Here is a 25,500-nt window from a genome sequence, read left to right on the forward strand (position 1 = left end):
CAGCAACGTGACGGGCACGTAATGCCTCCAGGTGCGGTCCTGTTCTTGGTCGAGAACCGTATGGAGACTTGACTCACTCAGGTAAGACCCCGTTCGAGGCGTTGCGCCCAGCAGTCGGGTGATGCGACGAACGGTCAGTATGCGTAGACGAACAGCACTCTGCGTGACGAATTTCACCGTTCACCGATTCGAGTGACCAATTTTCACCCATTTGAAACGCTGACTACTCAGCGTGTACGACTGGCGCCTCTGTGCTTGTCCTCGGCCAGTCTGGCCTTCTCCTCGGCGGTTCCGAAGCGGGCGATGTCGCGGTCCTTGATGAAGCCCAGCGGGTCCGGGGCGTGGAGTCTCAGCAGGATCTGGTTGACGTCCGCCGGCGCCCGTCTGCGGGTCGCCTTGCTGACGACGATCATCGTCATGAACGCGACCGGCACCGTGATCAGCGCTGGTTGGGTGAACACGGCGGGCGCCCAGCGGCCGGTGTAGGAGCTGACGACGCTGATCACCTGCGCGATGATCACCATGCCGCCGCCGAGCACGAGACCGCACACGGCACCCACCCAGGTGAGTCCTCTCCACCAGATGCCGAGGACCAGAAGCGGGCAGAAGGTCGACGCGGCGAGCGCGAATGACATCGCCACGGTCAGTGACGCGTCCGAGCGCGGAAGAAGGAGCGCGAGACCGATTGCGACGAGTCCGGTGAACACAGTTGCCCACCGGAAGTCACGAACCTTGCCCGGCATGATGTCAGTCGAAACCACTCCGGCGACGGACACGACGAGTCCCGAACTGGTCGAAAGAAACGCGGCGAACGCACCCGCCGCGACGATCGCGCCGACGATCTGACCGCCCAGGTTCGGCAGCATCGTCTGCGGCAGCATCAGCACCGCCGCGTCGGTCTTCCCGTTCACCAGCAGCTGCGGCAGGTAGAGCCGGGACAGCACGCCGAGCACCGTCGGGAAGATGTAGAAGAGGCCGAGCAGGTAGAGCACGTGCAGGGCCGTGCGACGGGCCGCCTTGCCGTCCGGGTTGGTGTAGAAGCGGACCAGGACGTGCGGCAGGCCCATCGTGCCGAGGAACGTCGCGAAGATCAGCGAGTACGTCTTGAGCAGGTCCGAGATGCCGCCGGTCTGCGGGCGCGTCCAGTCGTGGTTGTTGGTCGGCGAACCCTCGACCACCGGCACCGGGCTGCCCGCGGTGAACTCCATGACCGTGCCGGGGCTGAGCTCGTAGACGCCACGGCCCCAGAACACCGCGCCGTCCGCTTCCCTGCCGTCGATCTCGCCGCGCACCTTCAACGTGAGCGGCTCGTCGACCCTGACCTTGATCACCTGCTCGGCCACGGTGATCTTCTCGGCCTGGGGGAACCTGACCACGCCCTCGTCGCTGATCGGCTGCGTGCCGCGGTCCGGCGAGGCGAGGAAGACCACGAACAGCACGAACGTCGGCGCCGCGATCGCGAAGAGCTTGCCCCAGTACTGGAACGCCTGCACCAGCGTGATCGCGCGCATGCCGCCACCCAGCACGTTGATCACCACGATGACCGTGACGATCAGGCCGCCGAACCACGCCGGCAGCCCGGTGATCGTCGTCAGCGTCAGACCCGCCGACTGCAGCTGCGGCACCAGGTACAGCACGCCGATGCAGACCACGAAGAACGTGCTGAAGTGCCGCACGTTCGCCGATCCCAGCCGGGCCTCGGCGAAGTCGGGCAACGTGTAGGCGCCGGAACGTCGCAGCGGCGCGGCCACGAACAGCAGCAGCGCGAGGTAGCCCGCGGTGAAGCCGATCGGGTACCAGAGTGCGTCGATGCCGTCCTTGAGCACGAGGCCCGCGACACCGAGGAACGACGCCGCGGACAGGTACTCGCCGGAGATCGCGGCGGCGTTGCGGGTGGCCGGAATCGCCCGGCGTGCGACCAGGAAGTCCGGGGTGGTGTTGGCCTTGCGCGAGCCGACGTACCCGAGCAGGAACGTCACAGCCGCGACGGCCACGATGGCGCTGAGGCTCCAGATGGTGGCGTTCACGTCAGCGGTCGACCATGTTCACGAAGTCGCGCTCGTGCCGTTCGGCCTGTCTGCGGAACACCCAGCCGACCCCGTAGAGGATCGGGAAGGGCGCCAGGCCGAGCACGAGCCACGGGATGCCGATGCCGAGGATCTTGAGGTCCCCGATCTGCGGGAACAGGTAGAAGGTGATGGGCAGCAGGCACATGCCGATCAGAACCGCGAACGCGAGCCCGAACGCCGACCGCAGCTGCTGCTTGATGAGGTCGCGCACCAGCTTCTCGCCGACGCTGGTCTGCTCCTCCAGCTCGATGATCGTGCGCAGCGCCTTGCCGCGGTTCTTCGCCGAGTCGTTCAGGATCACGCGGCGGCGGCGTGGCCTGCCGCCCTGCTCGCCGAGCCAGGCCTCGCGGGCGGGCTGCTCGGGCTTTCCCGCGTCGTGCCTGCTCACCAGCCGCTCTTCGGAGGTCGCACGATGCGTTCCTTGAGCTCCTTGGTGTGCCGGCGGCTGACCGGGAGCTCCTTGGCGGTCTCACCGGAACCGATGACCACCGCGTAGCCGTTCGCCGTCATCCGCAGCTCGCTGACCAACGGCAGCGCGACCAGATACGAGCGGTGGATGCGCACGAAACCCGCGTTGGCCCAGCGTTCCTCGAGCTGGGCGAGCGGGATGCGCACCAGGTGGCTGCCGTCCTGGGTGTGCAGGCGGGCGTAGTCGCCCTGCGCCTCGACGTACCGCACCGACGCGCGCGGCACGAGCTTGATGGTGCCGCCCAGCTCGACGGGGATGACCTCGTCGTCGGTCGGCTCGGCGGGCGTGGCCTGCGCGGCGGCCGAGGCCTGCGCCTGCGGTGCCGCCGGCGTGCGACCGACGCGGTCGGCGACCCGGGAGATCGCCTTCAGCACGCGTTCTTCGTTGATCGGCTTGTTGATGAAGTCGAGCGCGCCGACGTCGAACGCCGTGACGAGCGCGTCGCGTTCCTCCACGCCCGTCACGAAGACGAGTGCCGGTGGGTACCGGAACGCACTGAGCACCCGTGCGAGATCCATGCCGGACAGTCCGGGCATGTTGATGTCCGCGAAGACCGCGTCGACCGGCGGCAGGCCGGCCCTGGTCCTCGCCATGACCTCCTCCTCGTAGTCACCCCTCAGGATGCGCAGAGCCTCGGCGGCGTCGAACGCCGTGAGGACGCGCCGGATGTGAGGGCTGCTCTCGAGCAGGAACTTGATCTCGCTCAGGCCAGGAGCCTCGTCATCGACTGCGAGGACGAGGAGACCGGCGTTGTCTTGGGTACTCACTGTGTCGGGCATCTTGCCCATCAATGTGCGGTCATGTCTACGCCGGGGTAGGCCTCGACACGCCCTGCGAAACCGAACTGATGCTCACAGCCCGAATCGGGACCAGCGAGCACGTTCTTCGAGGCTCGCCAGCACCTGCGTCACGAGATCGCCCGATCGGGTGGACGCGGCCGCGAGCCCGAGCTTGGCCAGCAACGGCTTCTTCGGCTCGGCGATGGTCAGCTCGGCGTCCGGGAACCGCTTGGCGATCACCGTCCGGATGGTCCCGATGCCGTCGACCAAGCCCAGCTGCTGCGCCTTGACCCCGGTCCAGATCTCGCCGCTGAAGAGGTCCTCCTCGGTCTTCAGCTTGGCGCCACGACGTTCGGTGACCCACGCCTTGAACTGCTCGTGCAGATCGGAGTGGAGGGTTTTCAACCACTCGACGTCCTCGGGCTTCTCCGCCTGGAACGGGTCGAGCCTGACCTTGTTCTCGCCGGCCGTGTAGACGCGACGCTCGACGCCGGCCTTCTCCAGCAGGCCGTTCAGCCCGAAACCAGCGCTGACGACACCGATCGAACCGACGAGGCTCGTGCCGTGCGCGTAGATCTCGTCCGCCGCGCACGCCAGCCAGTAGCCACCGGACGCCGCCACGTCCTCGCAGAACGCGAGCACCGGCACGTGCTTCTTGGTGGCGAGCTCACGGATGCGCTCGGCGATGAGGGCGGACTGCGTGGGCGCCCCGCCCGGCGAGTTGATGAGCAGAGCCACGGCGATCAGGCGCTCGTTGTCGAACGCCCGGTTGATGGCGCTCTCCACGTTCTGGAGGCTGACCGTGTTGCGCGCGACCGGCGAGGACTGCGGGGTGATGACCCCGTGCAACCGCACCGCGGCGACGACCGGCGGCCGCTCGCCCCGGTCCATGACCCTCGGAAGACGGGCCGCGATCTTGTCCGTGACGCTCATGTACTCGACAGTACGTGCGTTTCGTGGGCACGCGGGAGCCCAACTGCGCTGTCGGTTGCTCCCGCGTGACTTGGAACACGTAACTGCTTGCTGTGCTGCTAGGTTCGGCGTGTGACGTTCAACCCGATCCGCTGGCTCGAACGCTATGTCGAGTGGTGGGACGACCGGGGCCGGCAGAACGCTGCCGGGCCTACGCCGATGCACATCTACTGGATGTGGGTGAGCTGGAGCGTGTGCGCCGTCGTGCTGATCACGACTTTGGCTGTGGCAGCACGCTGACCTGCGGTGCTGATCAGCACTTGCAGCTGTTGAAGCCCTTTGCGGTGCACTTGATGCAGACGCGGACGCGCTCGGGTGCCTGTTGTTCGTGCAATTGATGATGGCCTTTGCTCGCGGCCGGCCTGAGTTGGCTCGAATGGCCGGCTGTTCATTGGTCAACACCACAATCGGCACGATCCAGGCCTGGGTTGAGCATGATTGACCCTGCAACTTTCGTTGCGCTCAGCGGCAGGAGTAGATCGAGCTGCACGGCGCGGGTTCGGCGCTGTCGCCCACGACGGTGAGCGCGATGATCAGGGCAGCAGCTGCGACCGGGACGATGACCAGCATCCACATCAGGATGCGGCGGATCGAGTGCAGCAGGATCACTACCTCGGTCGTTGCCTGCACACCCATCTCGTCTGTCGTCGCGGCTGCGCGGATACGTCGCAGCGACGCTGCCGGGTACGTACCCGACCAATCAGGACCTGTGCCGGGACCCGCCTCCTTCTGCGCGATCGGCCGGAACGCGTCGGCCGGGTCGACCTGGGTCTGATCCGCTGCGACTTCGGGCTCATCAGGCATGTCCAGCATTCGCACATCGCCCCTGCCGCGTTACTCGGCGGCGCTGACGGCTCAGGCGCGGACCACCGGCTGCTCGTTCGTCATCGGCTCGTCGGTGAGCTGGTTGCCCAGGTTCAGGTTCGGCAGCACGTTCCGCGCGAACTTCGGCACGTTCAGGATCACCTTGGTGCCCGCGTTGGGTGCGGTCTCCACGACCAGCGCGTACTCGGCGCCGAAGACGGTGCGCATGCGGTCGTTGATGTTGCCGATGCCGACGTGCGCGCCCGTCTGGTGGGCGTCCTTGATGTCGTCGAGGCGTTCGGGGTCCATGCCGACGCCGTCGTCCTCGACGCTGATCAGGGCCTCGTTGCCGTTGTCCTCGGCGGTGATCGTCAGCATGCCGCCGCCCGGCTTCTTGGCCAGGCCGTGGCGGACCGCGTTCTCGACCAGTGGCTGCAGCACGAGGAACGGCAGGACGACCTGCAACACCTCGGGGGCGATGCGCAGCCGGACGTTCAGCCGGGATCCGTACCGGGCCTGCTCGATCGTCAGGTAGCGGTGGATGTTCGTCAGCTCGTCGGCCAGCGTCGTGAACAGGCCGTCGGTGCGGAACGAGTAGCGCGTGAACTCGGCGAACTCCTGCAGCAGCTCACGGGCGTGCGCGGGGTCCGTGCGGATCAACGACGAGATGGTGTTCAGGGCGTTGTAGACGAAGTGCGGCGAGATCTGCGCGCGAAGAGCCTTCACCTCGGCCTGGGCGAGGGCCTGGCGCTGCTTCTGGACGACCTCGAGCTCGAGCTGCGTGGAGACGAAACGGGCAGTCTCTTCCGCCATCCGGATCTGGCGCTTCGAGGCCACGCCCGACACCACGATCAACGTGCCGGCGACGTCGCCCTCGACAACCAGGGGGACCACGACAACGCTGTGCAAAGAACAAGGCCCCTGCAGCTCGCAGCCGAGCTTGCGGTGGTCGACGTGTTCCTTGTGGCAGTTGTTGATGGCACGGGCGACCGTGTCGCGGAGGTACTCGTAGTGGTCGTTCGCGCCGCCGTCCCACGAGAGGACGGTGCCCTCTTCGTCGGTGATGGCGACCGCGACGCACCGCAGCATCTCGCGCAGGTGGGGTGTGGCCTTGTTGGCGGCTTCCTCCGTCAAGCCCGCGCGGAGGTCGCTCGACGCCCTGGACATGCGGTCGAGCATGTCCATCACAGCATCCTCGACGGAGGTGCTGACTCGTCGAGCGCGGCACAGCATCACGAAGAGGCCAAGAACGGCCAGGGTCGCGATGACGCCGAGCACAGCGCGCTCGGTCAACAGGTCGCCCACGCTGCACATGCTGTGCTGTGGGACACCTCTATAGCAAGAGGCGCGCCCGGCGTACCCCCGTACGGTCCACCGATCCGGGTAGACATCCGATGAATTTGGGGAGAGGGTGTGCGCGTGAAAGTGGCTCTGTTCGCTACCTGCCTGACCGACACGTTCTTCCCGTCGACGGCACGCGCCGTGGTGCGTCTGCTGGAACGGCTCGACTGTTCGGTGGAGTTCCCGCTCGACCAGACGTGCTGCGGGCAGATGCACTTCAACACCGGTTATCGGGAGCATTCGAAGCCTCTGGCGCGCAAGTACACCGAGGTCTTCGACGGCTATGACTTCGTGGTTGCGCCATCCGGGTCATGCGCGGGCATGGTTCGCGAGATCCACCCCACGCTCGGTACGTCTCCGCCGCGCACGTTCGAGCTCGCCGAGTTCCTCGTGGACGTGCTGGGCGTGACGGACGTGGGCGCGTGGTTCCCCCACCGGGTCACCTACCACCCCACCTGTCACTCGCTGCGCATGCTGGGCGTCGGGGACAAGCCGTTGGCGCTGCTCAGGGCCGTCAAAGGACTCGATCTGGTGGAACTGCCGGACTCGACGCAGTGCTGCGGCTTCGGCGGCACGTTCGCGGTGAAGAACGCCGAGACGTCGACGGCGATGCTCGCGGACAAGATGAAGTGCGTGCTCGACACCGGCGCGGAAGTGCTCTCTGCCGGGGACAACTCCTGCCTCATGCACATCGGAGGTGGCCTGTCGCGGTTGCGCGCGGGCGTCCGGCCGGTGCACCTGGCGGAGATCCTGGCTTCGACGGAGGAGGACCCGTGGCGCGCAACCCCGTGACGTGGCTGGGCAGCCCGACGTTCCCCAAAGCCGCGAAATCGGCCCTGCAGGACACCCAGCTGCGGCAGAACCTGCGCAAGGCCACCGGGACGATCCGCGGGCGGCGGGCGGCCGCGGTCGCCGAGATGGACGACTGGGAGCAGCTCCGACTGGCAGGCGAGCAGATCAAGGACGACGTCCTGGCACGCCTCGACACGCTCCTGCTCCAGCTCGAGGAGTCAGTCCAAGCACGCGGCGGAACGGTCCACTGGGCCCGCGACGCCGAAGAGGCCAACCGGATCGTGCTCGACCTCTGCAAAGCGGAGAACGCGAAAGAGGTCGTCAAGGTCAAGTCGATGGCCACCGCCGAGATCGGGCTCAACGAAGCCCTCGAAGCCGGTGGCGTGCACGCGATCGAGACCGACCTCGCCGAGCTGATCGTGCAGCTCGGCGACGACCGGCCGTCGCACATCCTGGTGCCCGCGATCCACCGCAACCGCTCGGAGATCCGCGAGATCTTCCAGCGCCGCATGGGAGTCGAAGTATCAGACGAACCCGCGGACCTCGCCGAAGCCGCGCGCGTCTACCTGCGGCAGAAGTTCCTCACCACCAAGGTCGCGATCTCCGGCGCCAACTTCGCGGTCGCCGACACCGGGTCGATCGTGGTGCTGGAGTCCGAGGGCAACGGCCGGATGTGCCTGACGCTGCCGGACACCCTCATCACGGTGATGGGCATCGAGAAACTCGTGCCGTCGTGGCAGGACCTGGAAGTCTTCCTGCAGCTGCTGCCCCGCTCGTCCACGGCCGAGCGCATGAACCCGTACACGAGCGTGTGGACGGGAGTGACGGAAGGCGACGGCCCGCAGAACTTCCACCTCGTGCTGATCGACAACGGCCGCACCAAAACGTTGGAAGACTCCGTTGGGCGCCAAGCACTCCGATGCATCAGGTGTTCAGCTTGCCTCAACGTCTGCCCCGTCTACGAACGCACCGGCGGCCAGTCGTACGGCTCGGTCTACCCAGGCCCGATCGGCGCGATCCTGACACCGCAGCTGGTCGGCGACATGCACGACCCGCAGGCCGCCTCACTTCCTTACGCCTCTTCACTTTGCGGCGCGTGCTTCGAGGTCTGCCCGGTGCGCATCGACATCCCGTCCGTCCTCACGCACCTGCGCGCCGAGGCCGTGGAAGCCAAGGGCCGCACGGCTGAGTCCGTCGCGATGGCTGCCGCCGCGTGGATGTTCGCCTCGGCGTCGCGGTACGAGAAGGCGCAGAAAGCCGGTTCCCTGGCCCGTTTCCTGGCCAAGGACGGCAAGATCACGTCGCTGCCGTGGCCGGGTTCGAAGTGGACGTCCTCCCGCGACGTGCCCGCCCCACCGTCCGAGTCGTTCCGCGCCTGGTGGAGGAAGAACCGTGGCTAGCGCGAAAGAAGAGATCCTCCAGCGCATCCGCAACGCACGAGTGGCTGAAGCGCGTCCGGTTGTGCGCGGCTACCACCAGACGGGCAAGGGTGGCGTCGAGCTGTTCGCCGAACGGGTCGCCGACTACCGCGCGATCGTGCACGTCGTGAGCGACGTCCCGGCCGCGCTCGAACACCTCAAGGGCAAGCGGATCGTTGCGCCCCAAGACGTTCCGCCGGAGTGGCTGATCGACGGCGTCACGTGGCTGCACGAGCCGCTCACGATCGAGGAGCTCGACCAGGCGGACGGCGTGCTGACCGGATGCGCCACTGCGATCGCGGACACCGGCACGATCGTCCTCGACGGCGGCGAGGCGCAGGGTCGCCGCGCGCTCACCCTGCTCCCCGACTACCACCTGTGCGTGGTGCGCGAGGACCAGATCGCCGCGTCGGTGCCGGAGGCATTGCAACGGCTGGAGCCCACGAGGCCGTTGACGTTCATCAGCGGACCGTCGGCGACCAGCGACATCGAGCTCAACCGGGTGGAGGGCGTCCACGGCCCTCGCACCCTGGAGGTTCTGATCGTCACTTGAGCAGGCGCGACAGCCGGCGGTCGGCCAACGGCTTGCCGCCGGTCTGGCACGTCGGGCAGTACTGGAACGCCTTGTCCGCGAACGACACCTCACGGACCGTGTCGCCGCACACGGGACAAGGCAGCCCGGTGCGCGCGTGCACTCGCAGGCCCGACCGCTTCTCGCCCTTGAGCCGGGCCGCGTCCTGACCAACGGACCGTGCGACGGCATCGGTCAGCGTGCTGAGCATCGCCTCGTGCAACGCATCCAGCTGCTCGTCGTTCAACTTGCCTGAAGTCGCATACGGCGAGAGCCGAGCCATGTGCATGATCTCGTCGGAGTACGCGTTGCCGATGCCCGCGATCAGCGACTGGTCGGTCAGCGCCGTCTTCAACCGCTCGGTGTGCCCGCGCAGCAGGTCCTCCAGCTGCGTGCGGGTGATCCCGAGCGCGTCCGGGCCCAGCCGCGCGATGCTCGCGATCGACTTGGGATCGCGCACGATCCACGCCGCGAGACCCTTCTTCGTGCCAGCTTCCGTCAGGTCGAACCCAGGACCCTGACCGGGCGGGCCCAGGTGCACGCGCAACGCCAGCGGGCCTCGGCCCTGCTTGGGCGGCGGCGCCGACATGTTGTCCGCCCAGCGCAGCCAACCGGCGCGGGCGAGGTGAACGACGAGGTGGAGGCCGTCCGCGACCTCGAGGTCCAGGTGTTTGCCGTGCCGGTGCGCGGCCACGACCTCCTGGCCGTGCAGCGCGGTCCACGGCGGGTCGAACGTCTTGAGCACCTGCAGTGACGCCACGTCGACGCGGTGCACGGTTCGGCCCACCGCGTTCTCACGCAGGTGGTGGACCAGTGCTTCTACCTCGGGTAGCTCGGGCACCGGTCCAGTGTCGCATCAGTCGACGGGTTGCAGCGGGCCCTCGACGTCGGGCAGCGAGTGCATCTCGATGGTGCGAGCGACCCGCGACGCCTCCTGGCGCACCGCGAGAGGGCCGCGCACGGACCCGATCCACCGCTCGGGCGGCAGCTCGTCGGCGGTCGCCTTGCTCTCCGCGACCAGCGTGTGCGGCCGGCGCAGCGCCCAGCGGACCGGGAAGAACGCGAACAGGAAGATCAGCGCGAGGATCAGCCACGCGGGCACGACGACCTGCTCCGGCGTCCACGCGATGAGCACCACCGTCATCACGACGAGCATCCCGGCCATCATGATGCCGGGCAGGATGCCACCGCTGACGTCGTGCTCGAAGTCGTCGGACACCTCCGGGTTGCGCCACTCGATGCGGCTGTGGACCGTCCACATCCGCCCGTCGGCACCGCGCACCAGCCGCGTCATAAACCCGTCTCCCACGCTCGGTCGATTCTGCTCAAACCGTACCTAACGCGAGGTGAGCCTTGTGGGTGAACTCGCCCTAGCTCGATCGTCACCGTCAGTCTTCGACGGGCGGCCTGGTCGGGTAGAGGATGATCGTGGTGGACGTGGTCTGAGGCGTCGAGCAGGGGTCCGGCGGCGGGTAGACCGGCTCGGACGACGACGGCGGGGTGTCCAGCGACCTGATGTCCCTGGCGGTGGTCGTGGAAACCGAGGTGATCACCTCGGACGAGGACGACTGCGCGACCGGCAGCGCCCGCTCCGTCGGCGGGTCCTTGCGCTCCTGGGCAGGTGGCGGCGGGTTGGCCGCCGTCTTGCGGACGGTCTCCTGCTTCGGCGCACCGCCTGGGTTGACCACGTTCTCCTGCGGTTTCACCGGCTGCTGCTGTTCCTGGGGCGCCGGCGCGGCCACGAGCTCCTGCTTGTGACCCGAGCTGGAGCCCGACGTGCTCATCGCGATCACCGGGTGCTGGTCCGGCTGCAACACCGCCGCACCGGGCCCGCCGTTGAACACCGCGGCCATCGTCCCGAACAGGCCGACCGTGGCGACACCGGCCGCCACGACCGCCATCTTCGCCTTGCTGATCAGCAGCTTGCCGGCGAACGCGACGCCGAGCGTGGACGGCACGATCAGGAACGCCGAGTTGGCGCGCAGGGTCGCGCAGACCTCGTTCAGCTCGGTGTAGAGCTGTGAGCAGCCAGAACAGGTGTCCAGGTGGGCGCGGATCCGGCGTTCCTCGACGCCCTGGACCCCGCCGGCGGTGTAGGTGCCGAGCTTCGACCGGATCGCCGCGCACGACGAACGCCCGTCGTCGGCCGCCAGGTGCGCCTGCAGGTACGCCGCACGCAGACCCTCACGCGCGCGGCGAGCCAACGCGGACATGGCGTTCGGCGAGAGACCGAAATGCGGTGCCACGGAGGCGGGGCGCTCGCCCTCCACCTCGACGCGCCACAGCACGACCCGCCAGCGTTCGGGCAGGCTCGAGAAGGCTCTGGTGATGAGGTTGTGCTCGGCGCGGCGGTTCGCGTTGTCGCCCACGGGCTCCACCCGACGACCCAGTTCCTCGTCCTCCACCGGGACATCACGCCGGCGACCGCTCCACTCCCACGCGACACGCCTCGCGACCGTCAGCAGATAGGTGCGGACGTGGTCGGTGGGACCGCTGCCGCGCCTGATCGCCTGCAGCATGCGGAAGAACGCCTCTGCGGTGAGATCGTCGGCTTCGGCCGCCTCGCGGACGTGCCTGAGTGAGAAACGGCGGATCGCGTCCGCGTGCCGGGAGAACAGTTCGCCGTAGGCCGAGTCGTCTCCTTCGCGCACCCTGGCGAGCAGGTCCCGGTCGACCTCGTTCTCGTCGACCATCACGGGTTCAACATGCCACAAGGGGCCAGACCTGCCTTCAGATGAGAACAGGTCGATATACAAGACCATCCGATAGTCGTGAGCTGATCAGCGCAACGCATCCGGTGACGAGACGGTCACATGTGGGCGTCGGACCGTCGGCGCAACAAGATCGAGCGACTATCGTCACGCCCGTGGTGGACTGGCGGGAACGCGCTTCGGCTCTGGTGCCGGAACTTCGTGCTGTCGCCTTGACCGAGGAGTGGTCCTGCCACGTCTTCTTCTCCGAGCTCTCGCAGCTGGCGGCCGAGGCGCACCGGGAGCACGACGACGACGTGCTGCGGCGCGCGTACGGGTTCGCGCACTGGTGCTTCCACCAACAGGAGCAGTTCCTGGAGAACGCCGCGCTGGTCAGCTTCTACGAGCACGTGTTCGACGACTGGGACCTTCGCGAGGAGGTCGCGGCCTGGCTGCCGGTCGACGTGCTGGCCAAGGTTCGCGCTCTCTGGGAGTGGCGCTGGCCCAAGGAGCAGTTGGACGAGGTAGATCAGCTGCTGGCCGGTTTGCAGCCCCCCTCGCAAGATGCCGTTTAGGCCCTGTTGTATAGTTCTCCACGTAAGGCAGTGCGGATGTAGCGCAGTTGGTAGCGCATCACCTTGCCAAGGTGAGGGTCGCGAGTTCGAGTCTCGTCATCCGCTCCACGAAAGAAGCCCGGTGTCCACGGACGCCGGGCTTCTTTCATTTCAGCGAACTGCAGGCCCGACCGTGAGCACACCTGCATCGGCATCCAGCTCAGCCAACGGACCCAGCGGTACCGACAGCGTGTTGTCTCCGTGTCCGACGTCGATGCCACCGAGCACCGGCACTCCCAGCGTCCCCAGCCGGTCTCGCAGCACGTCGAGCAACGTCCACTCGCGGTCGGAGTAGTCCTCGAAGCCCGGAAACCGGCCGAGTGCGACCCCGCGGAGCCCTCGCAGCGAGCCGGATCGCATGAGTTGCGTCAGCTGACGGTCGACGTGACCCAGTCCGACCGCCCGCGGAGCCTCCAGGAACAAGATCGCGCCGTCGAGATCGGGCAAGCCGACGCCGACGGACCAGGCGAGGGTGCCGAGATGACCGCCGACGAGGTTCCCCCTGGCCACTCCGGGCATCCGAACAGCGGCCGTGAGCGCCTGCTCGTCCCGGTGCAGCACGGTGGGCTCGCTCTCCATCAGCAACGACCGCGCTGAGGGCACCGACCCGTGGATCCCCGCGACCCGGCAGTGCCGCCACAACGCCAGGTGCAGGTTGGTGATGTCGCTGAAGCCCACCAACGGCTTGGGGTCGGCACGCACCGCGGCGAAGTCCAGGTCGTCGGCGATGCGGTATGCGCCGGCACCACCTCGGGTGGCGAACACCGCCCGCACTCCGGGATCGCGATAGGCGTCGTCGAGATCCGCCAGCCGGTCTTCGTCCCGCCCGGCCATGTACCCGTGGCGGTCCATCGCGTGCTCGCCGACCTCGACGACCAATCCCCAGCTCTCCAGGGTTCGCACGGACTCGGCGAGATCCTCTTCGCCTGGGAAACTCGCGGGTGACACGAGCCGGACACGATCTCCAGCCCCCACCCGCCGGGGCAACACGACACGCACGTGACGACTCTTCCAGTCCCGGCCCGTGGTTTCTCAGGGTTCTCAAGGTGATCTCGGGGCCGGACCGTGAAAAGCTGGCCGGTGTCCGCTCGCATCAACCTGATCGAGCACGTTCGACAAGGACCTGGAGATCATGGCAGTCACTCAGACGGCAAACGCGCACTGGGAAGGCTCTCTCGTCGAGGGCAAGGGAAACGTCAGCCTCGACACCTCCAAGAGCGGCAGCTTCGAGATCGACTGGAAGGCGCGCGCCGAGGAGGCCGGTGGCAAGACCAGCCCTGAGGAGCTCATCGCGGCGGCGCACTCCTCCTGCTACTCGATGGCGCTCTCGCACGGCCTGACCGGCGCGGGCACGCCGCCCACCTCCATCGACACCAAGGCGGAGGTCAAGTTCCAGGCCGGCCAGGGCATCATCGGCATCCACCTGACCGTCCGCGCCAACGTGCCGGGCCTCACCCAGGAGGCCTTCGCCGAGGCCGCTGAGGGCGCCAAGAAGAACTGCCCGGTGTCCAAGGCGCTCGCGGCCGTCGAGAACATCACGCTGGACGCCGCCCTGGTCTGAACCGCAGCTCCGCGGGCCCGTGACTGATCAGGTGCCTGCGGTAGCGCACGTCGCCGGGCTGCTCGGCCACCTCGGACGAGCGGTCGAGCAGCTCTTCGGCGACGATCCGGCCCTCCAGGCGCGCCAGCCCCGCGCCGAGGCAGTAGTGCGGCCCGTGCCCGAAGCCGAGGTGGGCAGGCACGGACGGCCTGCCGGGGTCGAAGTCCTCGGTGAACACGCGCGGGTCGCGGTTTCCCGCCGCGTAGTCGAGGAACAGGTGCTCGCCCTCGGCGATCTTCACCCCGCCCATCGTCACCGGACACGTCGCCGTCCGGAAGAAGCCGATGAACGGCGCGTCGAGCCGCACCACCTCCTCCACCACGCCACCGAGCCGTCGTTCCCGTGCGTTGAGGCGCAGCAGCGTGCTGGCCAACAGGTTCGTGGTCGAGTCGGTGCCCGCGACGACCACGGCGAGGCAGAGCGACAGCCGTTCCTGCTCGGACAGCTGGCCGCCCTTGAAGGCGTCCGAGCGCCCGAAGTAGGCGCAGAACTCGTTCATCCCGGCGAAGTACGACCCGAGGACCCGCTCGCTGACCTCCTCGCCGCTGGTCAGTTCCAGCACCGGTGCCACGAACTCGCGGAACAGCGGGAAGTCGCGTTCGGGCACACCGAGCACGTCACCGACGACGCCCAACGCGAACGGCGCGGCGAACTCGCTCACGAAGTCGGCCTCGGAAGGCAGGCCGTCGAGAAGCGTCCTAGCGCGTAATCGAATTACGTCAGCCATTTGGCGCACGGCCGTTGGAGTGAATTTCTGATTCGCCGCCGCACGAATTCGGGCGTGCCTTGCGCCGTCCGCCGCGTTGAGCGAGGACATCAATTCCAGCAATCGCCGCTGCTCCGGCGGCAGCAGTGCCGCCACGGCCGCGACCTGCGGACCTGTCATGTTCCGGGAGGAGAACGTCACCGGATCAGCCAGCACGGCACGCAGGTCGGCGTATGCGGTCACCCGCTGGGCGTTGATTCTCGGGTCGAATTCCATTGCAGTATCTTGTCCCGGTTCCAGCCTTTGTCGGGGGCTGACGACAGGACGAATTACAGTGATCATCCGGCTGCTCGGTCCGCTCGAACTCACCGGACCGAACGGAGCAGTTCAGCTCAGCAGCGCGGGACAGCGGACGCTCGTGGCACGGCTCGCCCTCAATCCGGGGGAGACGGTGCCGCGCAGCGCACTCGTGGACGCGCTCTGGGACGAGGTGCCGGCCACCGCCACGAAAACCCTGCACAGCCTCCTCGCACGTCTGCGCGGCCAGATTCGCGACGCCGGACTCGGCGAGCTGATCACCACCCGCGAGCCGGGCTACGTGCTCAACGCCTCCGCGGACACCGTGGACGCCGCACGGTTCGAGGTGCTCGTCGCAGCAGCACGCAAGAGCGACGACCCGGTGGACTCCGCACGGATGCTGCGGGAGGCGCTGGCGTTGTGGTCGGGCGATCCGCTCGCGGACTGTCGGCCAGGGGAATGGACGCGGCACGAGTCCGCCCGGCTCACCGAGCTGCGGATGGACGCGACCGAGGACCTGATGGACGCCTCGCTGGCGCTCGGCGAGCACGCCGCCGTGGCGCCGCTGGTGAACTCGCTGGTCGAGCAGCACCCGTTCCGCGAACGGCTGTGGGAGCAGCTGATGATCGCGCTCTACCGGTCGGGACGGCAGGCGGAGGCGCTGGCCGCGTTCCACCGGGCGCGCGGCGTGCTGGTCGACGAGCTGGGCATCGAGCCCGGCACCAGGCTGCGCGACCTCGAACAGGCCGTGCTGACCGCCGATCCACGCCTCGACCTGCCCGAACGTGCTCCGGTCGTGGTGCGCGGCAACCTGCCGGCCGACCGGTCGAGCTTCGTGAACCGGCCGGAGACCGACCACGTCGCCCAGCTGATCCGGGAGCACCGGCTGGTGACGTTGATCGGCGTCGGCGGGGTGGGCAAGACGCGGCTCGCCGTCCACGTGGCGCGGGGCGAGCAGCCGCCGGACGGGGTGTGGCTGGTGGAGCTGGCGGCGTTGCGCGACCGGGCACTGGTCCCGCACACCGTGGCCGAGGCGTTGGGCGTGGTCGACCAAACGGGCCGTGGGCAGCTCACGGTGCTCCAGGAGTTCCTGGCAGACCGGGACGCGTTGCTGGTGCTGGACAACTGCGAGCACGTCGTCGACCACTGCGCGGTACTGGTCGACACGCTGCTGCGGGTAGCGCCTCGGCTGCGCGTCATCGCGACTTCGCGCAGGGCTTTGCGCGTCTACGGCGAGCAGGTGATGGCCGTGGCGCCGTTGTCCGTGCCCTACCCGGCGGCGACGTTGTTCGCTCAACGCGCCGACGCCGCGGTGCCTGGCTCGTTCGTCATCACGGGGGCGAACGAGCAGGCCGTGGCGGACCTGTGCCGGCGGCTCGACGGCATCCCGCTGGCGATCGAGATGGCGGCGCTGCGGGTGCGCGCGCTGACACCGGCGCAGTTGCTCGAACGGCTCGACGACCGGTTCAAGGTGCTGACCGACGGCGGCCGAACGGCGTTGCCCCAGCACCAGACCCTGCTGGCGACGATGGACTGGAGCTTCGACCTCTGTTCACCGCGCGAGCAGCTGCTGTGGGCGCGGGCATCGGTCTTCGCGGGCAGCTTCGACCTCTCGGCGGCCGAGGCGGTGTGCTCGGACGACTCGCTGACTGCGGACTTCATGTTCGACGCGGTCGACGGGCTGGTCGACAAGTCGGTGCTGCAGCGCGAGGAACACGCGGGCGTGGCGCGCTATCGGTTGCTGGAGACCATGCGCCAGTACGGGCAGACACGGCTGCGTGCGAGCGATGAGGAGTCACGGCTGCGGCTGAGACATCGCGACTGGTACGCCGGCGTGGCGCAGCAGGGTGAACGGGCCTGGTTCACGCCGCGGCAGGCCGCGACCGTCGGGTGGATCACCGCCGAGCGCGGCAACCTGCGTGCGGCCCTGGAGTACTCGATGACCGCGCCGGGCGAGGCCGACACGGGTCTGCGGCTGGCGGCGACGCTGTGGTTCTACTGGGTCGGCTGCGGCCGGTTCGCCGAGGGACGGCACTGGCTGAACTGGGCGTTGTCGCTGGAGACCGAGCCGTCCCGGGCGCGCTGCAAGGCGTTGTGGGTCAACGGGTACGTGGCGACCTTGCAGGGCAACACCTCCGCCGTGCCCGCGCTGCTGGAGGCCTGCCGGACCGAGGCCGCGCTGCTGGACGACGCGGACGCCGACGTCTACGCGACCTACGTGCAGGGTGCGGCCGCGGTGTTCAACGACGACCTGCCGCTGGGCGCGTCGCTGCTGGCCGAGGCGGACCGGCTGCACGCCGAGATGGGGCACCTGGACAGCAACGTGATCATGGCGCGGGTGGCGTTGGCGATCACCGTGGCTTTCGCCGGTGAGCTCGACCGCGCAGCCGCTTTGTGCTCTGAAGCGCGGGCCGTGTGCGAGGAGAACGGCGAGCTCTGGGCGCGCGCGTACGCGTTGTACGTCCTGGCGTTCGTGGCGATGGGACGCGGTGACGTCGCAGAGGCTCGTGAGCTGGCTACTTCTTCGTTGCTCATCAAGGAGAAGTTCGACGACCTGCTGGGCATCGCGGTGTCCGTCGAGCTGCTGGCGCTGATCTCGGTGGTGTCCGGAGGTCCTTTGCACGCCGCGTTGTTGTTGGGAGGCGCTGACCGCGTGTGGCAGTCGGTCGGGTTGCCGCTGTTCGGGTCAGCGAACTTCGCGGCCTCGCACGACCAATGCGTGGCCCTGTGCGTGCAGGCGCTGGGCGAGGAGGAGTACGCCGCGACGTTCGCACGGGGCGCGGCGATGACCGTGACGGCGGTGGTCGCGGCCGCGCAGTCGTGACGCAGGCCCCGTGCAACCGGGTCTGAGCAGGCTGTTTCGCATGAGGACCAGCGTTCGCACCCCAGACGAGGGCACGGTCGAGGAAGTCCTGAAGCTCGCCGCCCGCGCGCCGTCGTTCGACATCGTGCCGCCGTGGCGCTGGCGCAACGGCAACGAGTGCCTCGAACTCTTGACGACACGCACGGACCAGACGGCGCTCCTCGCGTGTGGCGCTGTGCTTCACCACGTGCGCGTCGCTCTCTCGGCGATGGGTTGGGACTGCCACGTGCTGCGGACCAGGGAAGGGGACGGCCGGGTCGCGTCGGTGCACCCCCGATGGGAACTCGACGCGTTCTCGTGCGAGGTGGCCTCCGCGGCGGCGATCTCGTTGCGCCGCGCGGATCCGCGGCCGTTCCTGGACGACGAGGTGCCCGACTCGGCGCTGACGTGGCTGCTGCACGCCGCCCACGCCGAGAGCTGCGACCTGGAGCTCGTGGCGCGGCGCAACGGCGTGCTGCTGCGACTCATCGGCCACGACTGGCTCCGGCTGGGCGAGGCCGTGAGCTCAGTGCTGCTCGCCTCGACCGTGTGGGGACTGGCGTCGCAGGCGTTGTTGCACGAGGGCGAGGTGTTCGTTCGGGTGGGTTGGCAGTCGCCCAATGCCGAACCGTTGCCTCAGTCGGCCCGCTAGGTCTTGTCCCGGCAGGGACTATGTGTGCGTGGACCGCGACAGAACGCTCGCGCACCTGAGCGACGACGACTGGCTGAGACCCGACCCGTCGTCCACCCAGCTGTACCGCGACCTCTGCGCGCTGCGCGACCTGCCGGTGCGGGAGCTGACGCCGACGTCGCTGCACCTGCTGGTCACGCACCAGGTGGGCCTCGACGTCACCGCCCTGCTGGCGCTGGAGCACGTCGAGTCGGATCCGCTGCGGTCGTTCGCTCTGTATCCCGGCGACCTGCTCGCCGCTCTACTCAGAGTAGATCATTCGTTCTGGACCGATCACCCAGCGTTACTGACGCGGATGTCGGTTCTGCTGGACCGGCTGCGCACGTTGCCCGAGGGCGACTGGCAGCTGCTCGTGTCCGCGGCGGAGCAATTCCCCGGTTAGGCGCGCGTTAGGCGTCTCTTTGGCGCGCTCTGGGTTTCTGGGCACATGGCAAAGACCCTCGCGGCCGCCGGCCTCACGCTGGCCTCTCTCGCCGCCACCGCAGTGCTCTTCTCCCCCGTGGCCTCCGCCGAGACCTGCAAGGCCTCGTACTACACCGGTGGCGGCACCACGGCCAGCGGCGAGCGCTTCGACCCCAACAAGCTCACCGCCGCGCACAAGACGTTGCCCTTCGGCACCCGCGTGAAGGTGAAGAACCGCTCCAACAACAAGACCGTCACCGTGCGGATCAACGACCGCGGCCCGTTCATCACCGGCCGCTGCATCGACCTGACCCCGAAGGCCTTCAAGACCATCGCCCAGCTGTCACAGGGCGTAGTCGGCGTCACGGTTACCCGCGTTTGATCCATACCAAAACTCTCGTTTAGCTTGACCCAATCGAGTGAACGGGATAGGCAATCGGGGTGTTGGCGGCGATGAGTGGGCCTGTACGGCTCGCCACTGGTGCACTTCTTGGTGCCTTCATCGCAGCGTTTTACGTGCTCGCACCGCATGTCGGATCGCTCGCAGCGGGCGATCCGACAGCCCCGGACGGCGACAAACCAGCCCGTGTTTCGCTGATCAACACCCCGTCTTTGATGCCCACGCAGACCGAAACACCATCACTGACAGTGTCGTCCGGCCCGTCGTCGTCCTCGTCGTCTTCTTCTTCCACGACAACGACAACGACCACCACCACGACGACCACCGTGACCACGACGACCACAACGCAGCCGCCGAAGCCGACCACGACGACTCAGCCGCCGCGGCCGACCACGACCACCACGAAGCCCTGCGGCCTCATCTTCTGCTGATCGCCCGGTTCAGCCTTCGAGGGTCAGTCAGGCCGTGGCTCAACAACCTCGCGACGTCGACCAGGTTCTTGTCGTCGCGCGTCATCTGTTCGCTGACGTGGTCGAGGCACGCGTCGACCAGCACGTCGTGGCCGGGTATCACTTCTTCGGGGTGGAGCTCGTCCAGGTGAGCCGCGAAATCGGCCCGGCGGTAGGCGACTTCCGCCGGCGTAAACACGTCGTGGGTACGACCGAACTCGAGCATCCAGAAGACGAGCTCCACGAACGCCGCACGATCACCGACGTCGCCCAGTTCGGTGCGGGCCGTCGTCAACCGCGTGCAGTACCGCCACCACGACCGGAAGTCGTCCGGCCGCTTCTTCTCGACCCATCGGGCGCGCTGCTCCTCCGTCATGGCGCAGACCGCTTTCATCTGCTGCCAGGCGGCCTTGGAGTCGCCGTCGAACTTGATCGTGTGATCCTCGCCGAACGCCGAGAAGATCTTCTGCACCGCGCCCGGATCGTCGTCGACGGACACGTGCAACGTGACCTGTGCGTCCGGCTGCCAGTACCGCTGGTGCCCGAACTCCGGCCCGCCGAGCTCGACCAGCCCGACGCCGCGGCCCTCGAGCTCGGCCTGCAGTTCGTCGAACATCTGCAATCCGCTGAACTCGCCGTAGCGAGCCACGATCGCCTTCTCCAGCGGCACGTCGTACGCCAGCCGATGCGCCTGCACCGCCCAGTGCTCGCCCTTCAGCCCAAGGCCGCGCTTGCGGTCGTACCAAGCCATCTCGACGATGCCGTACGACCGCCAGTACGACCGGCCGTTCCGGTTCTCGCCGAAGTCGCCCAGCACCGCCGACACAGCGTCCGGCCCCAGGTTCGCGTCGACGCCGAGAACCGTGCCGCTGTGGACGACGTCCGCGAAGAAGTCGAGTTTCGCCCCCACCGGCACGGATTCTCTCAGCGCCTCATCTTCTGCTGATCACGCAGTCCTGCGTCGCGCCAGGAAGACCGACGCCCCGCCGACGAGCAGCGTGAGCGCGCCGACCAGGCCCAGACCCGAGACGCTGGCACCGGTGTCCGCGAGCGCGCCGGACGTCGACCTGTAGTTCGCGACGGGCACGATCGCCGGCTGCTCGGGCTGAGGCTGCGGACCCGCGGGCCCCTCGACCGGCACCACCTGGATGTTCCAGCCGGTCTGGCACCACTTCGAGCAGTCCGAGGCGGTGATGAACCACTCGGGGTGCTTCACCTGGTACGGCCCGTTCACGACGATCTTGTACAGGCCGGTGGGGATGTCGTTGAAGAAGGCCTCGCCGTGCTCGCCGGAGCCGGTGGCGGTCGCCACGACCTCGTCGGTCTTCGGGTCGACCAGGCTGAACGAGACCCCGTTGAGGTGCTCCTGACCGTCCATCCAGCCGTTGCCGTTGAGGTCGACGTAGATCGAACCGCTGGTGTTCGTCCGCTTGCTGCCGACCTTGACGTAGTCGAAGACGCTCGGGTAGCCGTGGATGACACCCTGGTCCTTCGGGCCGAAGTCGCACGCGACGAAGGAGTAGCCGTAGTCGGAGGCGTTGCCGGCGATCAAGGCCTCGACCGTGAACACACGGCTCTGGCCTGCCGGGATCGTCGCGCCACGGCTCCAGTCGAGCTCGCCGAGACGGCCGCGCCAGACGTCGACGTGGGGTCCCTCACCGGAGCGCCCGCAGCCGGCAGTGATGTCGGTGATGTCCGCGCCGCCCTTGTTGGTCAGCGTGAACTCCAGGGTGACGGGACCGCCGTCGACGTACTCACCGGGGAGGAAGCGCACCGCGGCGGACAGCTGGTCGCGCAGCGGCCGGACCGCCTGGTAGCGCAGCTCCGAGGTCGAGCCGCTGCCGTCGACGGGAATGTCCGAAGAGGAGTTGCTCTGGACGACCCACCCGCCGGGCAGGTCGTCGTCGAAGCCGAGGCCCCACGTGCGGAGCTCGAGACCGGTGAAGGTGAAGCGGCCGCTGGCGTCGGTGCGCGTCCTCGGCGTCACGTTGGGGTCGCCCCCGCCGTAGAGGTAGACGCCCGCGCCGGCCAGGCCCTCGCCCGCGTCCTGGGCGCCGTTGCCGTTCGCATCGCCCCACAGGACACCGCTGATCGTGCCGGTCTTGACGGGCTCCCGGAACGCGATCTCGACATCGGTGGTGTTGTTGAACGGGTTGACGTCGTTCTTGGTCTCGACGCGGAACCGGATCTTCGAGTCGCCCTGGTAGCCGTAGGTCCGGCCCTTGAGGTTGAAGGTCCGCGTCTCACCCGCCGCGAGCTTCAACGTCGACGGCTCACCGAACGGCGGCTGAAGGCCGTCCCAGTCTTCCCGGTTGATGCTGAACCACGAACCGGAAAGGGCCTCGGACCAAGCGGAGACCTCGGTGGCCTCGCCGGCGCCGCTGTTCGTGACGGTGAGCTTGATCGACACGAACTGACCCACGAGGAACGGTCCCGCACCGACCACCGTCGCGGTGGCCTTCAGGTCCGGACGGGCGGGGTCGGCTTCCTGCTGCTTCTGCTGCTCGGCGGGCTTCTCCGCAGGCTGCTCGGCCGGCGTCTCCGCAGGTGGCGTGACCGGCGTGCTGGTCTCAGCGGGCGTGCTGGGCTCAACCGGAGTGCTGGACTCCGTCGGCTCCGCGGGCGTGCTGGTCTCGGCGGGCGTGCTGGTCGCCGTGGCAGGCGTGCTCGGCGTCGCCGGGTCGTCCGGCTGCGCGTACGCGGTGAAGCAGGTCGTGGCGGTCAACGCCAGGGCGGCCGCGAACACGGCCGATCTGCGCGCGACAAGGCGCGCCTGTGTTGCAGACAAGAGGAACTCCCCCAGGACATAGATCACCGCTCCGGCGCGACACGACCCCCGACGTACCGCGCGAAACCCCGCCGTGCGGTGGATGTGGTTTCAGCGGTGCACGCTAAGTCGGACGAACTGGGAAAACAAGTCTCATTTAGCTCACACCGCCCAGCACAAGATCACCCGGTGATCGTGTACTCCACGATGTCGTTCGACTCGGTACGCTCGACCGGCAACCCCGCGACCGGCCGGTTCGCGAAGTCGACGCCGTACGGCTGCGCCTTGAGCACGATGACCTTCCGGATGCCGTAGTTCCTGAGCACGTCGATGCTCTCCGCGTCGGGGAACGTCCTTGAGATCTCCCTGATCTCCCAGTAGGACTTGGGGAAGTTGCCCGAGTTGCCGTTGGCCATCGTCGGGAACCCCTCGGTCGACCACAACAGGTAGGTCAGGTCGGCGTGCCCGTCCGCGATCGGCAGCACCAGGAGCGGATCCTTCGTTTCCATGAACGCCCGCTTCAGATCCGGCGGGATGCCGGGGTTCTCCGCGTAGGGCAGCTTCGGGATGCCCTCGACGAGGACTGCCAGCGCGGGCACGAACAGGTAGATCGCGATGAGCTTCAACGAGACCTGGGTGCGGTCGACCAGCAGCCTGCCGAACTCCGTCACCGCGCCCGCCGCGAGCAGCCCCAGCGGCAGCAGCGCCCAGAGAATCAGTCGGCCGGGCGTCCGCATCGCGTTCCAGCCGGGCAGGTAGTCCCACAGGAACCGGTAGACGGCGCCGTCGAGGAAGTTCGTGCCGAGCGCCAGCACGACCACGACGGCGACCGCGGAGGCCAGCATCGCCCGGACCCGGATCCGCCACGCGCTGACGAACAGGCCGATCACCGCGAGCACGACCACGAACAAGCCGGGGAACAGGAACTTCTCGCCGATGTTGAGCGCGGGGATTTCCTCGTGGTGGGTGAAGGCCGACTCGAACCACAACCAGTTCTGGTACGAGGTGGTCCACAACCCGTTCACGGGTGGCGAGAACGCCCCGATCTCCTCCCAGTGGCGCTTGAAGCCGTACATGTCGACCACGCGGAAGTACGGCACGATCAGCAGCGCCGTGACCACGAGGAACACCACCGCGCCGTACGCGTTCGCGATCACGACCGCGCGCGACCGGAGACGCCAGGCGGCGACGACGATCACCAGCCCGATCACCCCCATCACGTGGGCGAACGGCAGTCCGATGGCGAACCCGATCGACACCTGCCAGGCGGCGATCAGCCACCCGGCGAAGATCCACCAAGGCCGCGGCTCGGTTCGCTCGCGGAACGAGTAACCGTGCCCGCGGGCGAGCGCCCAGAGCGCGAGCGCGATGCCGCCGGTCGACAGCACGTTCAGGTGGTGGATGTGCGTCACCCGCCACGGCGCCCACGCGAAGACGATCCCGGCGAGCGCGGCGCCCTGCCAGCTGCTGCCCAGCTGCTTGGCCAGGAGGTAGGCGCCGGTGAACGCCAGTGCGAAGGCCAGCACGTAGGCGACGTTGTACCGGAAGATCGCGCCGTACTGACCGTCACCGCCGAAGAGACTCAGCGGCAGGTAACCGAGCAGTGCGTCGGAGAACGCGAAGTTGTCGACAGCCGGGAAGAACTGGTTCGCGGTCCACAGCGACCCGCCGTCGGTCACCCAGTGGCGCAGCCAGGCCAGCTCCCACGCCTGCAGCATCGGGTCCTCGCCCAGGCCGCCGGTGGTCAGCGAGCGCGGGTTCAGCACGATCCGGTAGTTGAAGACCGCCGAGATCAGCAACCCGAAGTAGAACGCGACAGCGCCCTCGGACTTCAGCATCCGCCCAGTCCACGAGGCCACCGGGCGCCAACGGACCTTGCCGGCGCGAGCAGCCAACGTGGCCAGCCGACCCTCGCGGCCTTTCCCGTCGTCCCCCTCGTCTGACTCGGAAACCGCGTCCGGTGCCGAAATCGCCCCCACGAGCTGGCCCTTCTGTGCGTTCAGCCGGTCAATCCCCCGAAGTGCCCAAACACGACGGGCAACGGGCTGACTGTACTTCGCACGCGTTCTGGCCGTTCAGGCATCCGCGATCTGGAGGCCGACCGGGCACGAGACCCCGGTGCCGCCGAGTCCGCAGTAGCCGTAGGGGTTCTTGGCGTCCGACAGGTACTGCTGGTGGTAGTCCTCCGCGTAGTAGAACTCGCCGAGCGGCTCCAGCTCCGTGGTGATCGCGCCGTGCCCATCGGCCTGCAGCGCCCGCTGGTAGACCGCCCGCGACGCCTCGGCGGTGACGCGCTGGCCTTCGTCGGCGTAGTAGATGCCGGAGCGGTACTGGGTTCCGACGTCGGCGCCCTGCCGCATGCCCGAGGTCGGGTCGTGGCCTTCCCAGAACACCCGGAGCAGCGCCTGGAACGGCAGCACGACCGGGTCGTGCACGACCAGCACGGCCTCGGCGTGGCCGGTGCGGCCGGAGCACATCTCTTCATAGGTGGGGTTGGGCGTGTGGCCCGCCGTGTAGCCGACTGCGGTCGTCCACACGCCCGGGGTTTGCCAGAACAGCCGCTCCGCGCCCCAGAAGCACCCGAGGGCGAGCACCGCTGTGCGCAGGTCAGAGGGGAACGGCGGGGAGATGGGGCGGTCGGTGAACACCGCGTGGAACGGCGGTACCGTCTGTGGCGTCGTACGCCCCGGCAACGCGTCGTGCGGGGCTACGAGCCTCGTCTTGCTGCGACCGAACAACGCCATTGCTCAAATGTATCGGGTGTCGTGTGCCACAAGCCGGTCACGACTTGCCAGGTCGGCGCGATACCGAACGGTCGGCTTCGGCA

At 68.1% G+C, this 25,500-nt stretch carries 26 protein-coding genes and 1 tRNA gene; 11 read left to right on the forward strand and 16 right to left on the reverse strand.

The genetic code is table 11. The features are described 5' to 3' along the window. Positions 1-227 precede the first annotated feature (227 nt). From AB0M24_RS33640 to AB0M24_RS33655, 4 genes are all read right to left on the reverse strand, one after another. Positions 228-2,027, reverse strand: coding sequence for a cation acetate symporter (locus tag AB0M24_RS33640; RefSeq protein WP_363777269.1), 1,800 nt, complete (start codon positions 2,025-2,027; stop codon positions 228-230). 1 nt (position 2,028) lies between these two features. Then, positions 2,029-2,457, reverse strand: a complete 429-nt coding sequence (locus tag AB0M24_RS33645; protein ID WP_363777271.1) for a hypothetical protein — start codon at positions 2,455-2,457, stop codon at positions 2,029-2,031. Further along, the gene (locus tag AB0M24_RS33650; RefSeq protein ID WP_363777273.1) at positions 2,454-3,326 is read right to left on the reverse strand and encodes a LytTR family DNA-binding domain-containing protein; all 873 of its coding nucleotides are present in this window, start codon (positions 3,324-3,326) and stop codon (positions 2,454-2,456) included. The genes AB0M24_RS33645 and AB0M24_RS33650 overlap by 4 nt, the downstream gene beginning before the upstream one ends. A 63-nt stretch (positions 3,327-3,389) precedes the next feature. Next, positions 3,390-4,250 carry a S49 family peptidase gene (locus AB0M24_RS33655; protein ID WP_363777275.1) on the reverse strand — a complete coding sequence of 287 codons (861 nt, stop codon included), beginning with the start codon at positions 4,248-4,250 and terminating at the stop codon, positions 3,390-3,392. A 111-nt stretch (positions 4,251-4,361) separates the two neighbouring features. On the opposite strand from AB0M24_RS33655, the gene AB0M24_RS33660 reads away from it, so the two are divergent. Beyond that, the gene (locus tag AB0M24_RS33660) at positions 4,362-4,529 is read left to right on the forward strand and encodes a hypothetical protein (protein WP_166048541.1); all 168 of its coding nucleotides are present in this window, start codon (positions 4,362-4,364) and stop codon (positions 4,527-4,529) included. A 222-nt stretch (positions 4,530-4,751) separates the two neighbouring features. On the opposite strand, the gene AB0M24_RS33665 is transcribed toward AB0M24_RS33660, so the two are convergent. Then, positions 4,752-5,093, reverse strand: coding sequence for a hypothetical protein (locus AB0M24_RS33665; RefSeq protein WP_363777277.1), 342 nt, complete (start codon positions 5,091-5,093; stop codon positions 4,752-4,754). Between the two features lie 51 nt (positions 5,094-5,144). After that, positions 5,145-6,407 (reverse strand): histidine kinase, encoded by a 1,263-nt coding sequence (locus AB0M24_RS33670; protein WP_363777280.1) that lies wholly within the window; start codon positions 6,405-6,407, stop codon positions 5,145-5,147. Between the two features lie 111 nt (positions 6,408-6,518). On the opposite strand from AB0M24_RS33670, the gene AB0M24_RS33675 reads away from it, so the two are divergent. The 3 genes from AB0M24_RS33675 to AB0M24_RS33685 are packed head-to-tail and all read left to right on the forward strand — an operon-like array spanning position 6,519 to position 9,197. Then, positions 6,519-7,226, forward strand: a complete 708-nt coding sequence (locus tag AB0M24_RS33675) for a (Fe-S)-binding protein (RefSeq protein WP_363777367.1) — start codon at positions 6,519-6,521, stop codon at positions 7,224-7,226. Further along, positions 7,208-8,626, forward strand: a complete 1,419-nt coding sequence (locus tag AB0M24_RS33680; RefSeq protein ID WP_363777282.1) for a LutB/LldF family L-lactate oxidation iron-sulfur protein — start codon at positions 7,208-7,210, stop codon at positions 8,624-8,626. Before AB0M24_RS33675 ends, AB0M24_RS33680 begins: the two co-directional genes overlap by 19 nt. Beyond that, on the forward strand, positions 8,619-9,197 hold the full coding sequence (locus AB0M24_RS33685) for an LUD domain-containing protein (RefSeq protein ID WP_363777285.1): 579 nt from the start codon (positions 8,619-8,621) through the stop codon (positions 9,195-9,197). The genes AB0M24_RS33680 and AB0M24_RS33685 overlap by 8 nt, the downstream gene beginning before the upstream one ends. Here the strand turns inward: AB0M24_RS33685 and AB0M24_RS33690 are convergent. From AB0M24_RS33690 to AB0M24_RS33700, 3 genes are all read right to left on the reverse strand, one after another. After that, entirely contained in the window at positions 9,190-10,056 is an 867-nt protein-coding gene (locus AB0M24_RS33690; protein ID WP_363777287.1) for a DNA-formamidopyrimidine glycosylase family protein, read from the reverse strand. The two genes, AB0M24_RS33685 and AB0M24_RS33690, sit on opposite strands and share 8 nt — an antisense overlap. A gap of 15 nt (positions 10,057-10,071) precedes the next feature. Continuing rightward, the gene (locus tag AB0M24_RS33695) at positions 10,072-10,509 is read right to left on the reverse strand and encodes a hypothetical protein (RefSeq protein WP_045313076.1); all 438 of its coding nucleotides are present in this window, start codon (positions 10,507-10,509) and stop codon (positions 10,072-10,074) included. 94 nt (positions 10,510-10,603) lie between these two features. Continuing rightward, positions 10,604-11,908: a sigma-70 family RNA polymerase sigma factor gene (locus AB0M24_RS33700; protein ID WP_363777369.1), complete on the reverse strand. Its 1,305-nt coding sequence runs from the start codon at positions 11,906-11,908 to the stop codon at positions 10,604-10,606. 173 nt (positions 11,909-12,081) lie between these two features. Between AB0M24_RS33700 and AB0M24_RS33705 the strand changes: the two genes are divergently transcribed. Together AB0M24_RS33705 and AB0M24_RS33710 are read left to right on the forward strand one after the other, a co-directional pair. Beyond that, positions 12,082-12,480, forward strand: a complete 399-nt coding sequence (locus tag AB0M24_RS33705; protein ID WP_363777289.1) for a hypothetical protein — start codon at positions 12,082-12,084, stop codon at positions 12,478-12,480. Positions 12,481-12,512: 32 nt separating this feature from the next. Beyond that, positions 12,513-12,588: transfer RNA gene (locus AB0M24_RS33710), tRNA-Gly, on the forward strand. 42 nt (positions 12,589-12,630) lie between these two features. Here AB0M24_RS33710 and AB0M24_RS33715 read toward each other — a convergent pair. Beyond that, positions 12,631-13,518 carry an LD-carboxypeptidase gene (locus AB0M24_RS33715; protein ID WP_363777291.1) on the reverse strand — a complete coding sequence of 296 codons (888 nt, stop codon included), beginning with the start codon at positions 13,516-13,518 and terminating at the stop codon, positions 12,631-12,633. A gap of 133 nt (positions 13,519-13,651) precedes the next feature. Here AB0M24_RS33715 and AB0M24_RS33720 point away from each other — a divergent pair, with 133 nt between their 5' ends. Then, on the forward strand, positions 13,652-14,080 hold the full coding sequence (locus AB0M24_RS33720) for an OsmC family peroxiredoxin (RefSeq protein WP_363777293.1): 429 nt from the start codon (positions 13,652-13,654) through the stop codon (positions 14,078-14,080). Here AB0M24_RS33720 and AB0M24_RS33725 read toward each other — a convergent pair. Further along, positions 14,055-15,101, reverse strand: coding sequence for a cytochrome P450 (locus tag AB0M24_RS33725; RefSeq protein WP_363777295.1), 1,047 nt, complete (start codon positions 15,099-15,101; stop codon positions 14,055-14,057). The two genes, AB0M24_RS33720 and AB0M24_RS33725, sit on opposite strands and share 26 nt — an antisense overlap. A 58-nt stretch (positions 15,102-15,159) precedes the next feature. Here AB0M24_RS33725 and AB0M24_RS33730 point away from each other — a divergent pair, with 58 nt between their 5' ends. Genes AB0M24_RS33730 through AB0M24_RS33745 form a run of 4 tightly spaced genes read left to right on the forward strand, consistent with a single transcriptional unit; the run spans position 15,160 to position 19,439 of the window. Further along, positions 15,160-17,946: a BTAD domain-containing putative transcriptional regulator gene (locus AB0M24_RS33730; RefSeq protein WP_363777297.1), complete on the forward strand. Its 2,787-nt coding sequence runs from the start codon at positions 15,160-15,162 to the stop codon at positions 17,944-17,946. A gap of 40 nt (positions 17,947-17,986) precedes the next feature. Next, positions 17,987-18,616, forward strand: coding sequence for a hypothetical protein (locus AB0M24_RS33735; protein ID WP_363777299.1), 630 nt, complete (start codon positions 17,987-17,989; stop codon positions 18,614-18,616). A gap of 28 nt (positions 18,617-18,644) precedes the next feature. Continuing rightward, positions 18,645-19,037, forward strand: a complete 393-nt coding sequence (locus tag AB0M24_RS33740) for a contact-dependent growth inhibition system immunity protein (protein ID WP_363777301.1) — start codon at positions 18,645-18,647, stop codon at positions 19,035-19,037. A gap of 45 nt (positions 19,038-19,082) precedes the next feature. Then, positions 19,083-19,439, forward strand: coding sequence for a septal ring lytic transglycosylase RlpA family protein (locus tag AB0M24_RS33745; protein ID WP_363777303.1), 357 nt, complete (start codon positions 19,083-19,085; stop codon positions 19,437-19,439). Positions 19,440-19,569: 130 nt separating this feature from the next. On the opposite strand, the gene AB0M24_RS33750 is transcribed toward AB0M24_RS33745, so the two are convergent. From AB0M24_RS33750 to msrA, 5 genes are all read right to left on the reverse strand, one after another. Beyond that, positions 19,570-19,824, reverse strand: coding sequence for a hypothetical protein (locus AB0M24_RS33750; RefSeq protein ID WP_363777305.1), 255 nt, complete (start codon positions 19,822-19,824; stop codon positions 19,570-19,572). Positions 19,825-19,874: 50 nt separating this feature from the next. After that, entirely contained in the window at positions 19,875-20,816 is a 942-nt protein-coding gene (locus AB0M24_RS33755; RefSeq protein WP_363777307.1) for a hypothetical protein, read from the reverse strand. A 36-nt stretch (positions 20,817-20,852) separates the two neighbouring features. Then, positions 20,853-22,694 carry an SdrD B-like domain-containing protein gene (locus tag AB0M24_RS33760; RefSeq protein ID WP_363777309.1) on the reverse strand — a complete coding sequence of 614 codons (1,842 nt, stop codon included), beginning with the start codon at positions 22,692-22,694 and terminating at the stop codon, positions 20,853-20,855. Between the two features lie 161 nt (positions 22,695-22,855). Further along, positions 22,856-24,652 (reverse strand): hypothetical protein, encoded by a 1,797-nt coding sequence (locus AB0M24_RS33765; protein ID WP_363777311.1) that lies wholly within the window; start codon positions 24,650-24,652, stop codon positions 22,856-22,858. A 96-nt stretch (positions 24,653-24,748) separates the two neighbouring features. Further along, entirely contained in the window at positions 24,749-25,417 is a 669-nt protein-coding gene (msrA, locus tag AB0M24_RS33770) for a peptide-methionine (S)-S-oxide reductase MsrA (protein ID WP_363777313.1), read from the reverse strand. Positions 25,418-25,500 lie beyond the last annotated feature (83 nt).

The organism is Lentzea sp. NPDC051838 (assembly GCF_040681245.1).
GTDB lineage: Bacteria > Actinomycetota > Actinomycetes > Mycobacteriales > Pseudonocardiaceae > Lentzea.

Excerpts from the sequence above, each read along its gene's own strand:
- AB0M24_RS33665 (WP_363777277.1), bottom strand. The coding sequence starts at position 5,093 with ATGCCTGATGAGCCCGAAGTCGCAGCGGATCAGACCCAGGTCGACCCG.
- AB0M24_RS33745 (WP_363777303.1), top strand. The coding sequence starts at position 19,083 with ATGGCAAAGACCCTCGCGGCCGCCGGCCTCACGCTGGCCTCTCTCGCC.
- AB0M24_RS33735 (WP_363777299.1), top strand. The coding sequence starts at position 17,987 with ATGAGGACCAGCGTTCGCACCCCAGACGAGGGCACGGTCGAGGAAGTC.
- AB0M24_RS33720 (WP_363777293.1), top strand. The coding sequence starts at position 13,652 with ATGGCAGTCACTCAGACGGCAAACGCGCACTGGGAAGGCTCTCTCGTC.
- AB0M24_RS33655 (WP_363777275.1), bottom strand. The coding sequence starts at position 4,250 with ATGAGCGTCACGGACAAGATCGCGGCCCGTCTTCCGAGGGTCATGGAC.
- AB0M24_RS33725 (WP_363777295.1), bottom strand. The coding sequence starts at position 15,101 with ATGGAATTCGACCCGAGAATCAACGCCCAGCGGGTGACCGCATACGCC.
- AB0M24_RS33650 (WP_363777273.1), bottom strand. The coding sequence starts at position 3,326 with ATGGGCAAGATGCCCGACACAGTGAGTACCCAAGACAACGCCGGTCTC.
- msrA (WP_363777313.1), bottom strand. The coding sequence starts at position 25,417 with ATGGCGTTGTTCGGTCGCAGCAAGACGAGGCTCGTAGCCCCGCACGAC.
- AB0M24_RS33700 (WP_363777369.1), bottom strand. The coding sequence starts at position 11,908 with ATGGTCGACGAGAACGAGGTCGACCGGGACCTGCTCGCCAGGGTGCGC.
- AB0M24_RS33695 (WP_045313076.1), bottom strand. The coding sequence starts at position 10,509 with ATGACGCGGCTGGTGCGCGGTGCCGACGGGCGGATGTGGACGGTCCAC.
- AB0M24_RS33670 (WP_363777280.1), bottom strand. The coding sequence starts at position 6,407 with ATGTGCAGCGTGGGCGACCTGTTGACCGAGCGCGCTGTGCTCGGCGTC.